An 18,820-nucleotide genomic window follows, 5' to 3' on the forward strand; every position below is an offset into this window, starting at 1 on the left:
TAACTGGATAACTACTGTGATGGGGTTGGCGTGACTGCTACAGCGTGTCACATGTGACACGCGCCCCCGCGCCGGAGGTCTACTCCGCGACGAAGGTGAAGCCCGGAGACACCTCCAGGCGGTAGCCGGGGTCCTCGAAGACCACGCGGGTGCCGGTGCCCTCCAGCATGTCTCGCACGTGGCTCACGTGGACGCGCAAGGCGTTGTCATGCAGGCGCGGGTCGTAGTCCGCGTTCCACATGGCGCGCACGCAGTCCTCCTTGGACAGGATGCGGCCCGGCTGGCGGGCCAGGGCGTAGAGCAGCCTTCGCGGCAGGGCTCTGCGCTCCAGGGAGACGGTCTTCCCCGGGGCCCGCAGTTCATGACGGCGGGCGTCCAGCACCACCGCCTCCGGCGCGGGTGCTTCCGGGAGGGAGGCGGCCTCCGCGGTGGAGGCGAGCGGCCGGGTCAGCTCCGCCATCAGCTCGGGGTCCACTCCGCCCTCGGCCCCGTCGCACGTGGCGTCCTCCAGGGACTGTGCCGCCTCACGGGCGCGGCCCGCGTGCTGGTGGAGCGTGGCGCGGGCCAGGTGCCCCAGCGTGCGCTCCAGCGCGAAGTCGTCACCGCGGGTCAGGGGCTCCAACGCGTTGAGCAGCGCCGTGGCGCGAGGGGCGTCCGCGCTCCGTGCAGCGGCCAGGGCGGCCAGGGCGCGCTGGCGGGCGGCGATGCCGGGGCGCACCTCGCGGGGCTCCACGGTGACGGGCGGTGCATCCGGCCCTGGCACGTCCAGCGTTCGCGCCACCCGGGCGGCCCGCATCAGCCCCACCACGCCGCGCGCCCGGACCTCTTCTTCCACCGCGTCCAGCTGGGCCCTTCCTTCCGCGCGCCGGCCCAGCTCCAGCAGCATGCGGCCCGAGCCCACGCGGCAGAGCAGCCGGACGAAGAGGTAGCCCGCCTTCTCCGCGCGGCCCTCCGTCTCCCTCAGCGCCGCCAGCGCCGCCCTGCGCTGGCCTGACTCTCCGCGCACCCACGCCGCGATGCAGTCCAGCTCCAGCGCGAGCCGGGGCGCGCCCAGCTGGCCCAGGCGCTCCCGGGCGCTGGCGAGCGCGGCGTCCGCCTCCGTGAAGCGGCCCAGCCGGCTGAGGATGCCCGCGGACATGGCCGCCACCAGGGGGCCTCGGGAGTCGAGCGGCGCGTCCTCCAGCAATGACACGCATTGGGCCAGGGGCTCCGCCAGCTCGCTGTCGCGGCCTTCAATCCAGAGCATCAGCGCGCGGGCGTAGGCGCACCAGCCCAGCACGCGCCGGTCCCCGGTCGCGGCGGCGGCGTTGTCCAGCATCGCCAGGGACTCGTCCAGCCGTCCCTGGAAGAAGCGCAGCGCGGTCCACGCCAGCAGTTGCTGGAGGAAGACCTCCGCGCTGCTCGGCACCGGCATGGACTCCAGCGTGCGTTCGCAGGCCTCCGGCTCCAGCGCGAAGAGGGCCACCCGCACCAGCACGGCGCCCACGCCCTCGCGCAGGGCTTCGTTCGACTCCGGCTCCGGCGCGCCCGCGGAGGCCTCCAGCGAGGCGCGCAGGGCCAACAGCTCCGGATAGGCCCGGCGCAAATCGAGCAGCCGCACCCGCGCGCGTGCATGGGCCAGCTTCACCTGGGGCGTGCGCAGCGCGGCGGGCAGCGAGTCCAGCAGGCCCAGGAGCTCGTCCGCGGCGCCGTGGCGCACCAGGGCCTCCGCCTGCGCGACGATGAAGGCCGCGCGCGCGTCGTGCCGGCCGAGCGCCTGGAGGTGGCGGCACACCGCGCGCACCCGGACCACGGCGGGAAGGGGCTCCCGCTCCAGGACCTCCAGCAGCGCTTCGTGGCCAGCGCGCGCTTCGTCCGGCGACAGCAGGGACACCATCGCCTCGCGCACCAGGTCGTGCACGCCGTGCCGGCCCCTCGAGTCCGTCTCCACCAGCAGCTTCGCGCCCAGCTGGCGCAGCGTTCCGCCCGCCGTGTCGCCGGGCAGCACCGGCCGCAGCGTGCTCGCGGTGAGCGGCAGCTGGCTCAAGGCCAGCATCGCGGCCAGCCGCCGTTCGTCCGCGGGCAGCGCCGCGAGCGCCGCTCGCACCGGTTCGTCCCCGCCCGTGTCGCCCGCGTGGGCGCGGCGCAGGAGGAAGGGCAGGCCCCGCGAGCGGCCCCACGCCGCGTCGAAGCCGTCGCGCTCGCCGTAGAGCGCGTCCAGCTCCCGCCACAGCTCTCGCGCGGCCTCCTGCGACAGGCCCTCCAGCCGCAGCTCCACCCGGTCCGGACTCGCCGCGTGCCGGGGCACCGACTCGCGCGAGGTGGCCAGCAGCGTGCCATGCCTCAGCCGGCCTCCCAGGTCCTCCACCAGCGCCGCGCGCTCCGGCGGCCCGAGCACGTGCAGGTCGTCCAGCACGCACAGGGCGCGGCGCGCCTCCAATTCCCCCGCCAGCGCCTCCAGCCGGGACGCGTCCGACAGGGCCTGGGCCACGGGCGCTTCGCTCAGCAGGCGGCGCACGTCGTCCACCACCGTGTCCAGCGTGTCCCCGGGACGCACGCGCCGGTGCACGACGGGGCCCCGGTGCTTCGCGGCCACCGCCGCCACCAGCGCGGACTTGCCCGCGCCCGGCAGTCCGTAGACGACCCCCGTGCGCACGCGCCTCAGCATGTCCCCCAGCCGCCGTACCTCGTGGGCTCGGCCCACGAAGACAGCCGGCGGTCCCAGCCCCGGAGCGGTTGGCGTGCGCATGGCGCGCGCCATTGTACGTCCATCCAGGCCCCGTCCGGCACAGGTGCTTCAGGTGTCGTCCAGGCTGAGCGCGCGCAGGTGGCTGACGTCCCCCCAGGTCACCATCCGCAAGGACCCCTCATGGAGGTCGAACTGGTTCCAACCCGCGTTGAGGACGGAGAAGGCGCGCGGCGCGGCGGCAGGGATGCCCAGGCAGTGGCGCAACAGGGCGCTGAGCAGGCCGCCGTGGGTGACCACCACGACGCGGGCCCCCGGGTGGCGCGCCCCCAGCTCCTCCAGGCAGTGCAGCGCCAGCCGCAGGCGCTGGGACGCGCTCTCCCCTTCGGGCACCACGTAGTCGGCGTGGCCCTCCGCGTACGCGGCGAAGACGGCCGGGTGGCGCTGGCCGGCCTCCGCGCGCGTCAGCCCTTCGAGCACGCCCAGCCCGCGCTCCCGCAGGCGCGCGTCCCGCTGGACGTCGTGGCCCGTCCTGGCCGCGATGCACGAGGCCGTCTGCACCGCGCGGTCCAGGTCGCTGCAGTAGAGGGCCTGGAAGGGAAGGGTGGCCAGCCGCGCCGCGAGCGCCTCCGCCTGCCGCAGCCCTTCACGGCTGAGCATGCTGTTCAGGTGCCCCTGCAGGCGCCCCAGGGCGTTCCACTCCGTCTCCCCGTGCCGGAGCAGGATGAATTCGGTCGTCATGGCCCAAGCGTGGCGGGCGGGCTCCGGCGGAGCAAGACTCGCGAAGTGTCAGCCCGGCGCCGCCACCATCGCGCCCCGGCCTCGCCCGCCCCTTCCTCCGGGGGATGTGTCACATCGCTGAAGCGCCACCGTGGCCGGTCCGTTGCCCGTGGGCTCCCGGCGCCTGGAGACCGCGGCGATGTCCGTGTACCGGCCCCGCGGGGCAGGGCGCCTGCTCGCTGGCGCGCACGTTCACGGGAATCAGGTCGGACAGCACTCCTGGACGGCTGTGATGGCACTGGACGCGCATCCACCTTTCCGCGATTCCGAGCTAGAGCGTGTCTTCCTGATTACGCGGTGGGAGGACGGCGGATTTTCCGTGGACGCCGGGCCGGAGGGGGAGACATCGATGAAACACGGTCAGAACCTGGAAGCGATGAGCCTGGACGCAGGGCCACGGGAAACCCCGGAGCATGCACCGCGAAGGGCTCACCGCTTCAGCTGGCTGCGGATGCTGGGCGTGGACGCGGTCCTCATCGCCGGCTCGCTGGTCGCCGCCACGATGCTGCACTTCGCGGACGGGCTGTCGCCGGCCTGCAAGGAGGTCCTGCCCCGGGCCGTGGCGCTCCTGGTCGCGGTGCGCCTGGTGACGCTCATCTGGTTGGGCCTGCACCGCTGGTCCTTCCACCGCTCCGGCATCCACGAGGCGGTCCGGCTGGAGCTGGCCAGCCTCGCGGGCACCATCGTGTTCGAATTGCTGCGCTCCATCTTCTTCATGGAGTCGCTGCCGGGGCAGGTGGTCGCGCTGGAGTTCTTCGTCACCACCACGCTGCTGGGCTTCCACCGCTTCGCCCCGCGCATGGTTCGACAGTGGTACCTGGACCGGCAGCGCGCGAAGTCGCAGGGCTCCCAGCGTACGCTCATCGTGGGCGCGGGCAGCGCCGGGGACCTGCTCCTGCGCGACCTGGTGCGGGACCGCAACAGCCCGTGGCACGTCATCGGTCTGGTGGATGACGACCCTGGCAAGCAGGGCACGTTCCTCAATGGCAAGCCGGTGCTCGGCGTGCTGGACGCGCTGCCGGAGCTGATGAAGAAGCACCGGGTGACGCAGGTGCTCATCGCCATCCCCCGGCTGTCCCCGGAGCGCACCCGGCACCTGCTGAGCCTGTGCCGTCACCAGAGTGTCAGCTTCAAGATCATCCCGGCCTCGTTCGCCTACCTGGACCAGAAGATCACCGCCGCCATGCTGCATGACCTGTCCCCGGAGCACCTGCTGCCCCGGGACGCCATCTCGTTCGACCACGACGAGGTGCACCGGCTGGTGACGGGCCGCCGCATCCTCGTCACCGGCGGCGCGGGCTCCATCGGCAGTGAAATCGTCCGGCAGGTCGCGGGGCACTCGCCCGCGTCGCTGGTGGTGGTGGACATCAACGAGAACGAGCTCTACCTGCTGGTGCGCCAGCTGCAGTCGCGCTACCCGCATCTGCCGGTGCACTCCGTGGTGGCGGACATCCGCGACCTGGACCGGATGATGCGCATTGGCCAGGAGTTCACGCCGCAGTACGTCTTCCACGCGGCGGCGCACAAGCACGTGCCCCTGATGGAGGACGCGCCGGAGGAGGCCATCAAGAACAACGTCTTCGGCACGCAGAACGTGGCGCGCATGGCGGACGCGTGCGGGGCGGAGCGCTTCATCCTCATCTCCACCGACAAGGCGGTGAAGCCCTCGTCGGTGATGGGCGCCTCCAAGCGGCTGGCGGAGATGGTCATCCGCGACATCGCCGCGACGTCGCGCACCACCTTCTGCGCCGTCCGCTTCGGCAACGTGCTGGGGTCCGCGGGCAGCGTGGTGCCGCTCTTCAAGCAGCAGATTCAGGCGGGCGGCCCCGTCACCGTCACCCACCCGGACTGCACCCGCTACTTCATGATCATCCCGGAGGCGGTGGGCCTGGTGGTGCTGGCCGGACTGGGCGGCTACGGCGAGCTGTGCATCCTGGACATGGGCGAGCCGGTCCGCATCGCGGAGCTGGCCGCGAACATGATCACCATGACGGGCCTGGTGCCGGACAAGGACATCTCCATCGTCTACACGGGCCTGCGTCCGGGCGAGAAGCTGGAGGAGGTGCTCATGTCCGAGGAGGAGGAGCTCACCCAGCAGGTGCGCAACCGCATCAAGGTGGCCCGCAGCCCCGCGCCGCCCGCGGACTTCCAGCTCCAGCTCAAGCGCCTGGACCGCGCGGCTCGCGCCGGTGACTCCCACGACGTGAAGCGCGCCCTCCAGGACCTCATCCCCGGGTACACCCCGTCGAAGATGCCGGGGACGGTGGCGAAGGTGTTGCCCGCCTTCGCCCCCGCGAAGCCGTCCACGGCGGAGCAGAACGTCAGCGCCTGACCCCACGCGGCCCCGGCCGTCCACGGAAAGCCCCGGTCTCCCGTGCCCCTTTCGGGGTGGGAGGCCGGGGCTTTCCGTCATGGGCGGGGCTGCGAGCGGTAGGCCGGAAAGAAGTCGCTGGCGGCGTGGCCTTCCGCGAGCGCGGCGTACACGGCCGCGTCGCAGATGATTTCATGCGTGTGGATGCGGCCGCTGGCGTTGGAGAAGCCGCGCTTGAAGTCCTCCAGGCCGTCCCCCGGCGAGAGCCCGCCCCCCAGGTGGAGCGGAAGCCCCAGCCGCACGCACAGGGCGCTCATCTCGCCGAAGACGTTCTTCGCCGGTGAGCGCGCCAGGTGCGCATCCGCCGTGCCGCCCAGGTAGTAGTGCAAGAGGCCGTCGCTGCGGACGACCAGGGCCGCGGAGGCGACCGTCCCATCCGGCGCGAGCGTCGTCGCGAGCCAGGACTCCGGGGACGCGAACAGCTCCTCGAAGTACGCGTCGGAGAAGAAGTACCGGCGGCACGCCTGGTCCCGGACCATGGTCTGCCGGTACACCTCGCGAAATCCGGCGCGCTCCGCGGGGGGCGCGTCCCGGGCCGCACACACCGTGCTCACGAACCCCAGCCGGACGTTTCGCCGCATGTGCCGGCGGTGCATCTCTCGCGGTGTGAGCGGGCGGCATGGGTCCACGAAAAAGACCTCGTTGCGCGCCGTACCACCCGAGAAGCAATGCGGTCCCTGGACCCGCTCCCTCACGAAGATGCTGACCAGTTTCGTGCCTCGCCAATCCACGGCATGTGCTGGCACCTCGCTCCATCCGTCCGTCACGCCGCCTGGAAACCCATACGGAGAAATGGCGTCTCGGTACGAAGTCCCCTCAATCGCTCGCACGATGAGTGGGATTCGCAACGTCCTGCGTGTATCGGCCTCTTGAATCGCCAGCGTATGGGTGACCTGCTCCGCGCGCAGGTGGTTCTCAGAGCGGAAGTACTGCCCTGACAGCGCCGAGGCGCCCGCGTCGGGAACCAGCATGGCGCTCGCCTGCCCTGTCCTCGTCATACATCCCCCACCCCTGATACCTCACATGCCGGCTCAGGCGGACAGGCCCATGGGGCCTTGGACTGATGACTCACGGGCAGTCATCATTTTATTTTTGTCTAATCACAAAGGAATTACGTGGGCCGTCAAAGCCTTTTGGCGTCCAGTGAACGCACTCCGGCGTTCCCACAACAGGGTAGCCTACCGGGCGGTTGACGGGAGCTACCCCACAGGACCCCCCTGATGTTGGAATCCCGTCGTCGCAACTCTGGTCGTGCCCTGTCGTCCCTGTTGTCGCTGACCCTGCTGGTGGGTGGTGCTTGCGGCCCCCAACCCGAGCAGGACGGTGCCAGCACGGCCAGTCCCAACGGAGATAACACCCCGGGCAGCACCGAAGTCTCCGCCCCTGGCGCGGACACGCTCGCTCCCTCTTCCCCCGAAGAGCAGATCGCGGTGGGTCCCACCGAGCCGGAGGCCGAGGCCGCGCCCACCACTCCGGAGGCGGACGCCCCTGCCGCCGCGGAGTCGCCTGCCTCCTCCATCGAGGAGAGCCTTGGCACGAGCGCCCAGGCCGCTGTCAGCCTGCGCACCGTCGCTGCCTGGGAGACGCTGTTCCTGAATCGCTGGAATTCGGAGCACACCTCCAGCTTCCTGCCCATGAGCAAGTCGCTGGACAGCTGGCAGTTCTACAACCTGGCCTACGGCATCGACGGCAACACCGCGATGTATCGCGCCACCGGCAAGACGCAGTACATGGACCGGGCGCTGCTGTATGTGAACAACGTGGTCAACAACGCGAAGGTCTCCTCTTCGCTGCCCCGGAGCCAGTTCAAGGACAGCTACATGGGCTGGGCTTCGGCCCGCTCGGACACGCTGGGCCAGGAGGTCCCCCTGTTCGAGAGCTACTGCTGGCGCTACGTGACGCGCATGCTGCGCACCATCCGTGAGACGCCCGCGCTCTACAACAACAGCACGTATAAGACCCAGTACGACAAGCTGCTGGCGTTCACCGAACGGAACATGTTCGAGAAGTGGAACAAGCGCGGCGCGAACAGCTACCTCTACCGCGTCAATACGCACATGGCGTCGCACTGGGCGTACATCGCCATGGACCTGTCGAAGATGACGACGGACGCCACGAAGCGGGCGCAGTACATGACCGTCTTCAACAACATCAACCGTGACATGCCCAACAACACCTCGTCGCTGCGCGGTCAGCTGATGACCAGCCCGGTGAACGCCAACGCGTACTTCTGGGCCGCCGAGTGGGGCTCCAAGAAGCGTCCGGGCCAGGACGTGGCGCACGGCAACGGCGTGATGGCCTATCTCGTGGAAGCCCACGACGCGGGCATGGAGTGGACGGACGCGGACATGCGCAAGTTCGTCGTCACCCTGAACAACGTCATCTGGCCGTCCGCCAAGAAGTACGCCAACTACGTGGACGGCACGGGCAGCGGCACGGGCTGGTTCAATGACGGCCTGATGAAGCTGGGCCGCTACAACGCCACCCTCCAGCAGCGCCTGGAGACCCACTCCGTGGGCCAGAACACCCAGTACTACGGCAACGGCGCGCTCAACGCGAAGCTGCTGGGCGCGGGTTCGGCGCTCTAGTCCGAATTCCACGATGCGGAACACACACACCCTCCTCCCGCCCGAGCGCGCGGGAGGAGGGAGTGTGCGAACGCTCCAGGCAATGCCGGGGTCCGTGGACCCGGTCTTGCCTGGAGCTTTTCGCATGTCCTCCCGCATCTATCTGTCCTCGCCCCACATGGGCACGCTCGAGCGCGGCTACGTCGACGACGCGTTCGCAAGCAATTGGATTGCCCCCCTGGGCCCCCACGTCGATGCCTTCCAGGAGGAGTTCGCCCGGTGCGTGGGCACGCCGCACGCGCTGGCGCTGAGCTCCGGGACGGCCGCGCTCCACCTGGCGCTCCAACTGGTGGGCGTGGGGCCCGGCGACGACGTGCTGGTGAGCACGCTCACCTTCTCCGCGTCGGTGAATCCCATCCGTTACCTGGGCGCCTGCCCCGTCTTCATCGACAGTGAGCGCACGTCCTGGAACATGGACCCCGCGCTGCTGGAGGAGGAGCTGGCGATGCGGGCCCGCCTGGGCCGGCTGCCCCGCGCCGTGGTGGTGGTGCACCTGTACGGCCAGAGCGCGGACCTGGATCCCCTCATGGCCACCTGCGACCGCTACGGCGTGCCCGTGGTGGAGGACGCGGCGGAGGCCCTGGGAAGCACATACAAGGGACGAGCCCCCGGCACGGTGGGCCGCGTGGGCATCTATTCGTTCAACGGCAACAAGATCCTCACCACGTCCGGCGGCGGGATGCTGGTGTCCGCGGACGGTGAGTTGGTGCAGCACGCCCTCAAGCTGGCCACGCAGGCGCGCGACACGGCGCCGCACTACCAGCACTCGGAGGTGGGCTACAACTACCGGATGAGCAACGTGCTGGCCGCCATTGGCCGGGGGCAGCTGCGCGTGCTGGAGGACCGGGTGTCCGCGCGCCGCGCGAACCACGCCTTCTACGCGGAGGCCTTCCGGGACCTGCCGGGCATCCAGTTCATGCCGGAGGCCCCGTGGGGCCGTCACACGCGCTGGCTGACGACCATCACCATCGACCCGGAGGCGTTCGGCGCGGACCGGGAGGCGGTGAGAGTCGCGCTGGAGCGGGACAACATCGAGGCGCGGCCGGTGTGGAAGCCCATGCACCTGCAGCCCGTCTTCGCGAACTTCGAGCGGCGGCGGGGCAGCGTGGCGGAGGACCTGTTCCGCCACGGCCTGTGCCTGCCGTCCGGCTCCAACCTCACGCGCCGGGAGCTCGAGCGGGTGGTGGAGGGGGTCCGAGCCGTTCCCCGGAAACAGGGGCTGCGGACGGCGGGCTGACCTGGGCCGGCTCCTGCTGCCGGAGCGCCACGACCCTGGCCTCCGGCTGCGGGGTGCCCATGAACTTGTGCATGGTGGCCTCGCTCGCGAAGGAGATGCCCTGGCGCTGCAGCACGCGCACCACCGTCAGCGCCAGCACCTTCAGGTCCAGCGCCAGGCTCCAGTGGTCCACGTACCAGACGTCCTGGCGGAAGCGCTCCTCCCAGGAGAGCGCGTTGCGGCCGTTGATCTGCGCCCAGCCGGTGATGCCGGGCAGCACGTCGTGGCGCCGCGCCTGCTCCGCGGAGTAGCGCGGCAGGTACTCCACGAGCAGCGGGCGGGGCCCCACCAGGCTCATGTCGCCCCGGAGCACGTTCCACAGCTGCGGCAGCTCATCCAGGCTGGTGGAGCGCAGGAGCCGCCCGGCCCAGGTGAGGCGCTGCTCGTCCGGCAGCTCCTGGCCGTTCGCGTCCGTGGCCTCCAGCATCGTGCGGAACTTGAGGACGGTGAACAGCTCGCCGTGCTTCCCCGGGCGCCGCTGCCGGAAGAGGACGGGGCCGCCCATGGTCAGACGGACGAACAGCCCCGTGGCGGCCATCACCGGGGAAAGACATATCAATCCCACTCCCGCCGCCACCACGTCGATGCACCGCTTGAGGAACAGCCCGGTTCCTGCCTGTCTTTGCATGGGGACGACGCTCCTTGAAGCAGGAAAGGCTAGAAATCCTTCCGGTCCTCCACCACGACCCCTGGGACCCAGGCTGCTGTCGGCTCCCGTGCATCCACGGGGCCCGGGGGGATGGTCCGGAGTGCTTGCGCGGGCTCCGGGGCCGTCAGCCGCCGCCAGACGCGCAAGGTCAGCCAGACGCTGCACGCGAGTTCCGACACCCACCCCAGCCCCAGGGCCCATGCGGCTCCCACCGGGCCCACGCGCGGCACCCACACCGCGCTGCCCAGCGCGACCACTGCCACGGAGACGACGAGCAGCACCACCTGGCCCTTGAGCTCGCGCGCCGCGGTGAGGCCCACGGCGAGGCTCAAGCAGACGTACTCCAGCGCCGCGGCGGCCATCAGCCAGACGAACAACTTGAGGTTTCCGGCATAGGCGGCCCCGTAGAAGAGCGTCAGCGCCCACCGGCCGAGCAGCGCCGAACCGGCGATGGCGCACAGGCCCACCGCCGCGGACGCCGCCGTGAAGCCCGCCAGCGCCTTGCCGTAACGGCGCGCTTCCCCCGCCGCGTGGTAGCGCCCCAGCCGGGGGCTCACCGCCTGCCCCAGCGAGTGCACCACCCGGCCGCCCAGCGCGGCGAAGTACGCGAGCGCGGCGTACATGCCCAGCTCCGCCTGGCCCGCGTGCACCTCCAGCAGGTAGCGGGGAATGTTGGGCCTCAGCGCCGCTAGAAGCGCGGTGAGGCCCAGCACCCAGCACAGGAGGAAGAGGGCCTTGAGCCGCTTTCCCTCCTTCCGCCACGGCGTGCGCCAGAGGGTGCTCCAGGGGCGCACGCCGGGGAACTCGCGCTGGAGCGCCCGCGCGTCGAAGACGAAGAGGACGATGGCCCACGCGAAGGCCATGGCCGCCGCGCCGGCGATGGGGCTGTGCGTGAGCCACAGCGCCAGCGGCACCAGCACCACGGACAGCACGCTCTTGGCGATGGTGGACCGGGCGATGAGCCCCAGCCGCTCCACCTTCTGGAGCGCGCCGTAGAAGACCTCGCTCACCGCCTCGAAGCCCTTGGCCAGCGCCACCAGCGCGATGACCCAGCCCGCGTGGAGGGAGTCCGCCATCCCCGTGGCGATGGCGCAGCACACCGCCACGCCCGCGACGACGTTGAGCACCATCAGGCCCAGGTAGTGCTCGAAGCCGAAGGCGCTTTTCGCGTCCGTGGCCTGGAGCGTGCGCAGCTGCATGCGCGACATCAGCAGCACCGGGGCGGTGATGGCCAGGGCGAGCGCGAACTGGCCCACCTCCTCCATGGTGGCCAGCCGCGCGAAGGCCACCAGGACGCCCCATTGCGCGAGGGCATAGATGAGCCCGGCGGAGAGCGACCAGATGAAGTTGCCCCCCACCGAGCGCTCCGTCATGACCTGGCCGCCGCCGCGCGCTGCAATACCTCCGACAGGCGCTTCGCCGCGATGTCCGCGGAGTAGCGCTCCCGGCCCAGCTTCCCGGCCAGCGCGCCGGCCTCCTCGAGCCAGCGCGGGTCGCGCAGCCTTTTGGCCAGCATGGCCGCCGCGGCGGGGATGTCCTTGGGCGGCAGCCTGAGGCCAAAAGCCTCCCGGTCCAGCAGCTCCGCCTGCCAGCCGCCGTAGTTGAGCGCCAGCGGACGGCCCGCGGCGAGCGCGTCGAAGAACTTGTTGGCGGAGTTGTCCTGCATGCCGGGCACGTCCGTGAACAGCGACGTGGCGATGGTGGCCGCGCTCAGCACCGCGGGCACCTGCTCCTTGGGCACGCTGGGCAGGAAGAAGAGGTTCTCCCCCTTCACGCCCAGCCGCTCCGCCAGCGCGTGCAGCGGGGCCTCCTCGCGGCCCTTGCCCATGATGACGAAGCGGACCTCCGGGTCCAGCCTCCGCATCTCCGCGGCCACCCGCACCAGGTACTCCACGCCGTTCACCAGCCCCAGCGTGCCCGCGTACAGCACCATGGGACGGTCCCCCAGCCACGGGTACTTCCGCCGGAGCTCCTGGCCCGTGGACGCCGGCACCTGGAAGCGCTCCGGGTCGCAGAGGTTGGGGATGATGGTGATCTTCTCCGGCGGCACGCCCGCCGCCTCCACGCCTGCCTTCATGCCCGGCGACAGCGCGACGATGTGCTCCGCGCCCGCGTACGCGGCCTTCTCCAGCAGCTGCGCGGCCAGGATGGCGGAGCGGCTCTTGAGCGCGCCCACCGCGATGGGGATGGCGGGCCACAAATCACGCACCTCGAAGACCATGGGCCGCTTGTTCCACCGCGACGCGGCGATGCCCGGCACCGCGATGGTGAGCGGCGTGCTGGTGGCGAAGAAGACGTCCGCGGGCAGCTGCGCGGCGCGGCGCGTGGAGTTGACCGCGAAGTGGCTGAAGGCCCGGATGCGCTCCGCGTAGCTCATGGCGTTGCTGTAGGGCACCGGCAGCCAGTGCACCTGGATGCCGCTCTCGTTGGACTCGCGCCAGCCCCTGCCCGTGCCGCCGTCCGTGCGGGTGTCGGACGTCACCATGTGGACCTCGTGGCCCATGGAGACCAGGCGCCGCGCGAGCTCATAGGAGCGCGTGCCCCCGTGCATGGTGGGGGTGTTGAAGTACTGATGCAGATAGACGATGCGCATGTCAGGCCGCTCCTGTGAATGAGGGTTGGGAAAGGGTGTGGGGAGGGGGAGGGCCCGACTGCGCGGGCTTCCGCCCGGGGACCGCGGTCGCGGAGGCCATCACCATCAAGAGGAAGAAGGCCCGGCTGTCGTAGAGGTCGCCGCTGGCCTGGCTGCCCAGGAGCACCAGCACCGCCGCGCCCGCGGTGGCGCCATCCAGGCCCTGGCGCCTCATGAGCGCCGAGCGCACGAAGGTGGCGATGACGGTCGCGAGCAGGAGCAGCCCCACGACACCGCCCTCGCAGAAGACCTCCAGGAAGAGGTTGTGCGGGTAGACGCCCAGGCGCAGCGCGGGGAACGCCGCGAGCCCCGCCCCCGCCACCGGGTAGTCCTTCCCCAACTGGAGGGCCCTGGCGTAGAGGATCTCCCGCCCGGACAGGTACACCGTGTTGTCCTTGCCGCTGGCGCCGCCCGCCCCCGACTCGTAGTTGAGGGTGAGGCGCAGGAAGCGCTCCTGCACGGAGTTGCTCAGCGCCTCCCCCAGCGGGGAGAACAGGGCCACCGCGGTGATGGCGGCGGTCGCCAGCAGCAGCAGCAGCAGCAGCCGGCGCAGCGGCACACGCCCCACCACGAGGCAGGTGGTGATGCCCGCGACGATGGCGGCGGACCCGCCGCGCGAGCCCGTGAGCAGCGCCAGCACGACGCCGGTGGCGGCCACCGGAATCCACAGCCACGCCTGGCCCCTCCAGTACCAGAAGTAGAGCGCCCCGATGGCGAGCAGCCCCATGAGCCGCGCGAGGATGTTGGGCCCGCCGCCCATCACCGCCAGCCGCGCGCTCCCGCCGCCCGCCAGCAGTTGTTTGACGGCGGTGAGCGCGAGCAGCCCCGTGGCCACGACGACGGCGGCCCAGAACGCGTCCAGCACCCGGGGCGCGGGCTGGCGGAGCGCGGCCAGCGCGAAGCCCACGCACATCAGCCCCACCAGCAGGATGTCGGCGACCTTGGTCAGGGAGAAGAGCGGGTCGGGCGTCCAGGCGATGCTGGCGCCCATGTAGCCCAGGAAGCCCAGCAGGGCCGCGATGAGCGGCGGGTCGAAGCGCGCCTCGCCGGGGCGCGCGTCGCGCCGGGCGCGGTGCAGCATCCCCACGGAGCCAAGCAGCACCCCGCACAGGACGATCCAGAGCCGCAGCTCCTGGACCAGGTTCGTGTCCACCTCCTCGTTGACCGCGAGGCCCAGCCGGTGGAAGCCCCAGCGGCCCGCGAGCACGTAGAGCGCCGCGATGAAGCCCAGTCCTGTGCAGCTCATCCAGCTCACGATGAAATCTCCCGGTGGGTCTTCAGCTCGCGGACGGGTATTCGTATTGGTAGACGCCGCTCACCGCGCGGCCCGCCCGGGAGCGCGGCACGCCGTTGAGGACCACGCCCCGGGCCGGGACGCCGCTCTGCTCCAGTTGGTGCAGCGCGGTGGCCACCTCGCGCAGGGACTGGGTCGCCGCGCGCACCACGGCGAGCCGCACGCCCGCGTGCCGGCCCACGAGCGCCGCGTCCGTCACCGCGAGGATGCAGGGCGTGTCGAAGAGGACGACGTCGTACTCGGCCGCCACGCGCGCCACGAAGGTGTCGAACGCCGCGCCGGCCAGGAGCTCCGCCGGGTCCGGCGGCAGCGCGCCCGCGCCCAGGAACGACAGGCCGGGCGCGGCCTGCTGGAGCAGGGCCTGCTCCAGCGTCGCGGTGCCCCGCAGCACCTCGTGGAGACCGGGGAGGTGCGCCTCTCGGAAGCACCGGTGCAGCCAGCCGCCGCGCAGGTTCGCGTCCACCAGCAGCACGCGCTGGCCCGTCTCCGCCAGCACCCACGCCAGGTTGAGGGTGACGAAGGACGTCCCGGCGCCGGGGCTCGTCCCGGTGACGGCGACGACGTGGCTGCCCGCCTCCTTCATGGCCCGCTGGAGCCGGGTCCTCAGGCCGCGCACGCATTCGACGGTGACGTCCCGGGGGGCGCTGCGCGCCAGGATGATGGACGGGCTCCGGGGGGACGTCGCGCGGCGGGGGCCGGTGGGGACACTGGCGAGCACGGGCACCGCGAGCGCGGACTCCAGGGCCGCGGGGTCGTTGACGCCCGGGTTCAGCGACTTGCGCGCGAAGGCCAGCGCGACGCCGAACACCAGCCCCAGCACCACGCTGACCGCGAACACGTCCGGCTTCAGGGGGCGCACGGGCAGGCGGGTCACCACGGGCGCGTCGATGATGCGCGCGTTGGTGATGTTGCTCGACCTGAGCACCCGGTACTCCTGGGCCTTGTTGTTCAGCTGGAGGTACAGCTCGTTGGCCACGTTCACGTCGCGCGTGAGCTGGGCGGACACCCGCTCCGCGTCCGGGATGCCCTTGAGCCGGGTGTCCAGCGCGTTCCTCTCCGTGCGCAGGCGCGCCAGCTTGCGCTCCGTGGCCACGAGCAGCGGGTGGTGCTCGGTGAAGCGCTGGCGCAGCTCCGAGCGCTCCAGCGCGAGCGTGGAGAGGTCCTTGTCCAGGTCCACGCTCCGGTTGAGGACGGCCTGCACCTCCAGCCCCAGGTCCACGCCGCCCTTGCCGGCGCGGTAGTCGCGCAGCGCGGTCTCCGCCTGCTCCAGGCCCTGGCGCAGGCCGGGCAGCTGGCTGTCCAGGAACGACAGCGTGCGGCCCGCGTCCTCGCTGCGGCGCTCCACGTTGGAGCGCACGTACGTGTCCGCGATGGCCTGGAGCGTGGTGGTGGCCAGCACCGGGTCCGGCCCGTCCAGGGTCAGGTTGAGCACGCCCGTGCCGGCGCCCTTCTCCCCCATGCGCAGCGCGCGCTGCAGGTCCTCCACCACCGCGAGCTTCGAGCGGCGCATCACCTGGAAGCGAGTCCCCGGCCGGGCGTGCAGCTCGGTGACGAACAGCTCCACCTCGTGCGGCGCGCCCGTCTCCGTCTGGGCGCCGGTGCCCACGGTGCCATTGATCACGACGCGCCCCTCGGGGCTCCACAGCGCGTACGCGCCGTCCGCCTTCGCCTCGAGCGTGAGCGGCAGGTCCTCCCACTCCATGGGCACGTTCAGCCGCTCCACCTGGAGCTTCTCCCCGCCCCAGGCGTACGAAGCCCCGCCCCACCACGGCACCTCCGCCAGGTCCGGCCCCTCGTGCGCCCGGGCATGGGCCGCGCCCACCACCGGGAAGTAGCGGGGCTCCACGCTCACGCCCAGGTGCAGCGCATCCGCCACGCGCCCCAGGAGGGCCCGGGAGCCCAGGACCTCCATCTCCGGGGCCGCCATGCTGGGCGCGTCTGGAATCAGCGCGTCCAGCTGGCCCAGGCTGCTGCTCTTCTGCTCGATGCGCAGGATGGCATTGGCCCGGTACACCGGCGCCGTGGTGAGCAGATACAGCCCGCCCAGGACCAGGGCCAGGGCGACGGACGCCGCGATGGTGCCGCGGCGCTCCGCCAGGATGGCCAGGTATCTGCCCAATCCCAGCTCATCATCCTGCGTGCCGGGGCCTGGGCGGGGCGGCGTCACGCGTTCGGGGGTGCTCGTCATGGGTTGTCGATGATGATGGTTCTGTCTCCGATATCCACTGCCTGCCAGAGCAGCTGAACTGTTGGCTGGATTTGCTGGATGATGCGATTCCAGCGCGTCAAGTCGTGTGCGGAGACGAAGATGACGTCGCGAGGTTGTAATTGGAACTGTGTCGCCAGCAGCAGCGCGTCCGGCGACTTGGCATCCAGCTTGAAGATGAAGGGCCGCTCGAAGCTGCCGCGGATGACATACACGCGGCCCGGGTTGGACGTGAGCGGGTCGAAGCCCTCGGTGTCGCCAATGGCTTCCGCCAGCGTCATCCGTCCCTTCACCATCACGCGCGAGGAGGGTTTCCGGACTTCTCCCAGCACGAAGACCTTGTTGCGGCTGCGGTCCGCGACGTTGACGATGTCGCCGTCCTGGAGCAGCCAGTTCTGGCTCACGTCCCCCTGCTCGTAGAGGGCCTGCAGGTCGAGCGTGAAGGTGGTGCCGCGCCGGCTGAGGGTGACGGCGCGCAGGTCCGCCTCCGTGGAGAAGCCCTTCGCCTGGGCGATGGCGTCCTGCACGCGCAGGGGCACGTCGGTGACGGGCAGGGTGCCGGGGGCCATCACCTCACCTGTCACCTGGACCTTCTGGCCGCGGAAGCCCACCACGCGCACGTCCAGTTGCGGCTTTTCGATGACGCTCGCCAGCCGCTGCGTGAGCAGTTCACGGATCTCCCGCAGCGTCTTGCCCGCGACGGGGATGAGGCCCACGTGGGGATAGAACATGGTCCCGTCCGCCGCCACGGGATTGCCGGTGGTCTCCGCGGGGCGGAACTCGCCGGCGGGGATGGTGAGCTCCGGGTGGTCCCAGACGATGACGCTCAGCACGTCGTGCGGCGTCACCCGGTAGTCATAGTCCATGGCCACCTGCGCCAGCGGATCCACCAGGGGCGCGGGCCGCGCCTGTCTGCGCTCCTCCAACTGGTGGCTGAGGAGGGACACATCGATGGGGACGATTTCGTAGGCGCCATCCGCGCCGGCGTCTGCCTTTCCTGCGTAGCGCTCCCGGAAGGCATCCTCGTCCATCTGCATTCCCGGGCCCCAGGCGCATGCGCTCAGGCAAGACACCGCGACCAGTAACAGGGCGTGTTTCATGGGCGGGCAATCTTCCGGAGGAAGCGTGCAAGCGTAAGCCCGAACAATGCCAAATGTCTGGAAGCCGCTATGCCCCGCTGGCGAGGTGACACATGCATTGCCCTGGGGGGCTGGAGTGGCGCGAAGCGCTGGAATCAGGACATCCGCGCTGCACCCTGGGGGGCGATGACGGACCGGGGTCTCATCCACATACCCTCAGGCTGTCTCGGGCACTCTTCAGGCCCGCTCGTTTCCGCCCGGGGAAAACACCCATGAACCCAATGGCACCGTGGAGAGCCGTCCTCGTCCCTGACGGAGGCCAGCGCGCTGTTTCGTCTGACTATTTCCGCTCCGAGCAGCACCTGCGCGCGGAAGGGGTGACGCACAGCCTCATCGTGGAGGATGGGGAGGGGCGGGCCCTCCGGGTGCCGCTCATCGTGCGGCCCATTGAAGGCACGCGCTACCGGGACGCGGCTTCTCCGCGTGGGTTTCCGGGGGCGGAGCTGAACGGACTCTCCGAGGTGCCGGTGGACGGCATCGACTGGCGGGGCACGGAGCTGGTCAGCATCTTCCTGCGCGACCGCGTTGGCGGGCCGTACTGTTTCGCGGGCGGCCGGCTGCGCAGGGAGGTGTGCCTCATCGACCCGAAGCTGCCGGTGAAGTTCCGCGGCGACCATGGCGCGGACATCCGCCGCAACGCCCGGCGCGGCTACGTCAGCTCCGTCGTTCCGGTGAAGGACTCCACGCAGGAGCAGCGCCAGGCGCTCAAGTCCATCTACCGGCGGACCCTGGCCCGCGACCAGGCCGGGGAGCGGTACTCCTTCTCCGACGCCTGGTTCGAGGAGGCCTTCACCTGTCCCTTCGCGTGGCTGGTGACGACGCGCGCGCCGGACGGGGCGGTGGCCTCCTCCTCGCTGGTGGTGCTGAGCGACGGGCTCCTGCACCCCTTCATTGGCGGCACGGCGGACGCGTACCTGATGCACTCGCCGGCGAAGAACGAGTTCCCGGTGATGGTGGAGCTGGCGGAGAAGCTGGAGGCCTCCGTCCACCTGGGCGGCGGCGCCCGGCCGGGTGATGGCGTCGAGCAGTTCAAGCGCGGCTTCGCCAATGCGATGTCCCAATTCTACACGCACGACCTCATCTGCGACCCGGAGGCATACGCACAGCTGTCCCAGGGGCACGCGGGCGAGGACTTCTTCCCCGCCTACCGCGCGCCCCGTTCCTGACGTTCTTGTGTGCCG

Annotated in this window: 13 protein-coding genes; 4 read left to right on the forward strand and 9 right to left on the reverse strand. The window is 71.0% G+C overall.

Features of this window, described 5'->3' with window-relative positions:
- Positions 1 to 79: 79 nt before the first annotated feature.
- Positions 80 to 2,728, reverse strand: coding sequence for a winged helix-turn-helix domain-containing protein (locus D7X30_RS04465; protein WP_147443105.1), 2,649 nt, complete (start codon positions 2,726 to 2,728; stop codon positions 80 to 82).
- A gap of 48 nt (positions 2,729 to 2,776) precedes the next feature.
- Entirely contained in the window at positions 2,777 to 3,406 is a 630-nt protein-coding gene (locus tag D7X30_RS04470; protein WP_120561537.1) for a histidine phosphatase family protein, read from the reverse strand.
- 388 nt (positions 3,407 to 3,794) lie between these two features.
- On the opposite strand from D7X30_RS04470, the gene D7X30_RS04475 reads away from it, so the two are divergent.
- A complete protein-coding gene (locus tag D7X30_RS04475; protein WP_120561538.1) occupies positions 3,795 to 5,777 on the forward strand; it encodes a nucleoside-diphosphate sugar epimerase/dehydratase in 1,983 nt (660 codons plus the stop codon).
- Positions 5,778 to 5,854: 77 nt separating this feature from the next.
- Here the strand turns inward: D7X30_RS04475 and D7X30_RS43785 are convergent, their stop codons facing one another.
- A complete protein-coding gene (locus D7X30_RS43785) occupies positions 5,855 to 6,814 on the reverse strand; it encodes a GNAT family N-acetyltransferase (RefSeq protein ID WP_370039622.1) in 960 nt (319 codons plus the stop codon).
- Positions 6,815 to 7,036: 222 nt separating this feature from the next.
- On the opposite strand from D7X30_RS43785, the gene D7X30_RS04485 reads away from it, so the two are divergent.
- On the forward strand, positions 7,037 to 8,404 hold the full coding sequence (locus D7X30_RS04485) for a hypothetical protein (protein WP_120561540.1): 1,368 nt from the start codon (positions 7,037 to 7,039) through the stop codon (positions 8,402 to 8,404).
- A gap of 124 nt (positions 8,405 to 8,528) precedes the next feature.
- Complete coding sequence (locus tag D7X30_RS04490; RefSeq protein ID WP_120561541.1) at positions 8,529 to 9,680, forward strand: DegT/DnrJ/EryC1/StrS aminotransferase family protein; 1,152 nt, start codon at positions 8,529 to 8,531, stop codon at positions 9,678 to 9,680.
- Here the strand turns inward: D7X30_RS04490 and D7X30_RS04495 are convergent.
- Genes D7X30_RS04495 through D7X30_RS04520 form a run of 6 tightly spaced genes read right to left on the reverse strand, consistent with a single transcriptional unit; the run spans position 9,601 to position 17,600 of the window.
- Positions 9,601 to 10,347 carry a sugar transferase gene (locus tag D7X30_RS04495; protein ID WP_120561542.1) on the reverse strand — a complete coding sequence of 249 codons (747 nt, stop codon included), beginning with the start codon at positions 10,345 to 10,347 and terminating at the stop codon, positions 9,601 to 9,603. The genes D7X30_RS04490 and D7X30_RS04495 overlap by 80 nt on opposite strands.
- A 29-nt stretch (positions 10,348 to 10,376) precedes the next feature.
- Complete coding sequence (locus D7X30_RS04500) at positions 10,377 to 11,741, reverse strand: lipopolysaccharide biosynthesis protein (RefSeq protein ID WP_120561543.1); 1,365 nt, start codon at positions 11,739 to 11,741, stop codon at positions 10,377 to 10,379.
- Positions 11,738 to 12,961: a glycosyltransferase family 4 protein gene (locus D7X30_RS04505; RefSeq protein WP_120561544.1), complete on the reverse strand. Its 1,224-nt coding sequence runs from the start codon at positions 12,959 to 12,961 to the stop codon at positions 11,738 to 11,740. Before D7X30_RS04505 ends, D7X30_RS04500 begins: the two co-directional genes overlap by 4 nt.
- A 1-nt stretch (position 12,962) precedes the next feature.
- Positions 12,963 to 14,246, reverse strand: coding sequence for an O-antigen ligase (locus D7X30_RS04510; protein ID WP_233591374.1), 1,284 nt, complete (start codon positions 14,244 to 14,246; stop codon positions 12,963 to 12,965).
- Between the two features lie 31 nt (positions 14,247 to 14,277).
- Entirely contained in the window at positions 14,278 to 16,482 is a 2,205-nt protein-coding gene (locus tag D7X30_RS04515; RefSeq protein WP_120561546.1) for a polysaccharide biosynthesis tyrosine autokinase, read from the reverse strand.
- A complete protein-coding gene (locus D7X30_RS04520) occupies positions 16,479 to 17,600 on the reverse strand; it encodes a polysaccharide export protein (protein ID WP_120561547.1) in 1,122 nt (373 codons plus the stop codon). The genes D7X30_RS04515 and D7X30_RS04520 overlap by 4 nt, the downstream gene beginning before the upstream one ends.
- A 251-nt stretch (positions 17,601 to 17,851) precedes the next feature.
- Here D7X30_RS04520 and D7X30_RS04525 point away from each other — a divergent pair, with 251 nt between their 5' ends.
- Positions 17,852 to 18,805, forward strand: a complete 954-nt coding sequence (locus D7X30_RS04525) for a GNAT family N-acetyltransferase (RefSeq protein WP_120561548.1) — start codon at positions 17,852 to 17,854, stop codon at positions 18,803 to 18,805.
- The last annotated feature ends 15 nt before the right edge of the window (positions 18,806 to 18,820 follow it).

The organism is Corallococcus sp. AB011P, assembly GCF_003611605.1.
Lineage (GTDB): Bacteria > Myxococcota > Myxococcia > Myxococcales > Myxococcaceae > Corallococcus > Corallococcus coralloides.

Excerpts from the sequence above, each read along its gene's own strand:
- D7X30_RS04465 (WP_147443105.1), bottom strand. The coding sequence starts at position 2,728 with ATGCGCACGCCAACCGCTCCGGGGCTGGGACCGCCGGCTGTCTTCGTG.
- D7X30_RS04470 (WP_120561537.1), bottom strand. The coding sequence starts at position 3,406 with ATGACGACCGAATTCATCCTGCTCCGGCACGGGGAGACGGAGTGGAAC.
- D7X30_RS04475 (WP_120561538.1), top strand. The coding sequence starts at position 3,795 with ATGAAACACGGTCAGAACCTGGAAGCGATGAGCCTGGACGCAGGGCCA.
- D7X30_RS43785 (WP_370039622.1), bottom strand. The coding sequence starts at position 6,814 with ATGACGAGGACAGGGCAGGCGAGCGCCATGCTGGTTCCCGACGCGGGC.
- D7X30_RS04485 (WP_120561540.1), top strand. The coding sequence starts at position 7,037 with ATGTTGGAATCCCGTCGTCGCAACTCTGGTCGTGCCCTGTCGTCCCTG.
- D7X30_RS04490 (WP_120561541.1), top strand. The coding sequence starts at position 8,529 with ATGTCCTCCCGCATCTATCTGTCCTCGCCCCACATGGGCACGCTCGAG.
- D7X30_RS04495 (WP_120561542.1), bottom strand. The coding sequence starts at position 10,347 with ATGCAAAGACAGGCAGGAACCGGGCTGTTCCTCAAGCGGTGCATCGAC.
- D7X30_RS04500 (WP_120561543.1), bottom strand. The coding sequence starts at position 11,741 with ATGACGGAGCGCTCGGTGGGGGGCAACTTCATCTGGTCGCTCTCCGCC.
- D7X30_RS04505 (WP_120561544.1), bottom strand. The coding sequence starts at position 12,961 with ATGCGCATCGTCTATCTGCATCAGTACTTCAACACCCCCACCATGCAC.
- D7X30_RS04510 (WP_233591374.1), bottom strand. The coding sequence starts at position 14,246 with ATGAGCTGCACAGGACTGGGCTTCATCGCGGCGCTCTACGTGCTCGCG.
- D7X30_RS04515 (WP_120561546.1), bottom strand. The coding sequence starts at position 16,482 with ATGACGAGCACCCCCGAACGCGTGACGCCGCCCCGCCCAGGCCCCGGC.
- D7X30_RS04520 (WP_120561547.1), bottom strand. The coding sequence starts at position 17,600 with ATGAAACACGCCCTGTTACTGGTCGCGGTGTCTTGCCTGAGCGCATGC.
- D7X30_RS04525 (WP_120561548.1), top strand. The coding sequence starts at position 17,852 with ATGAACCCAATGGCACCGTGGAGAGCCGTCCTCGTCCCTGACGGAGGC.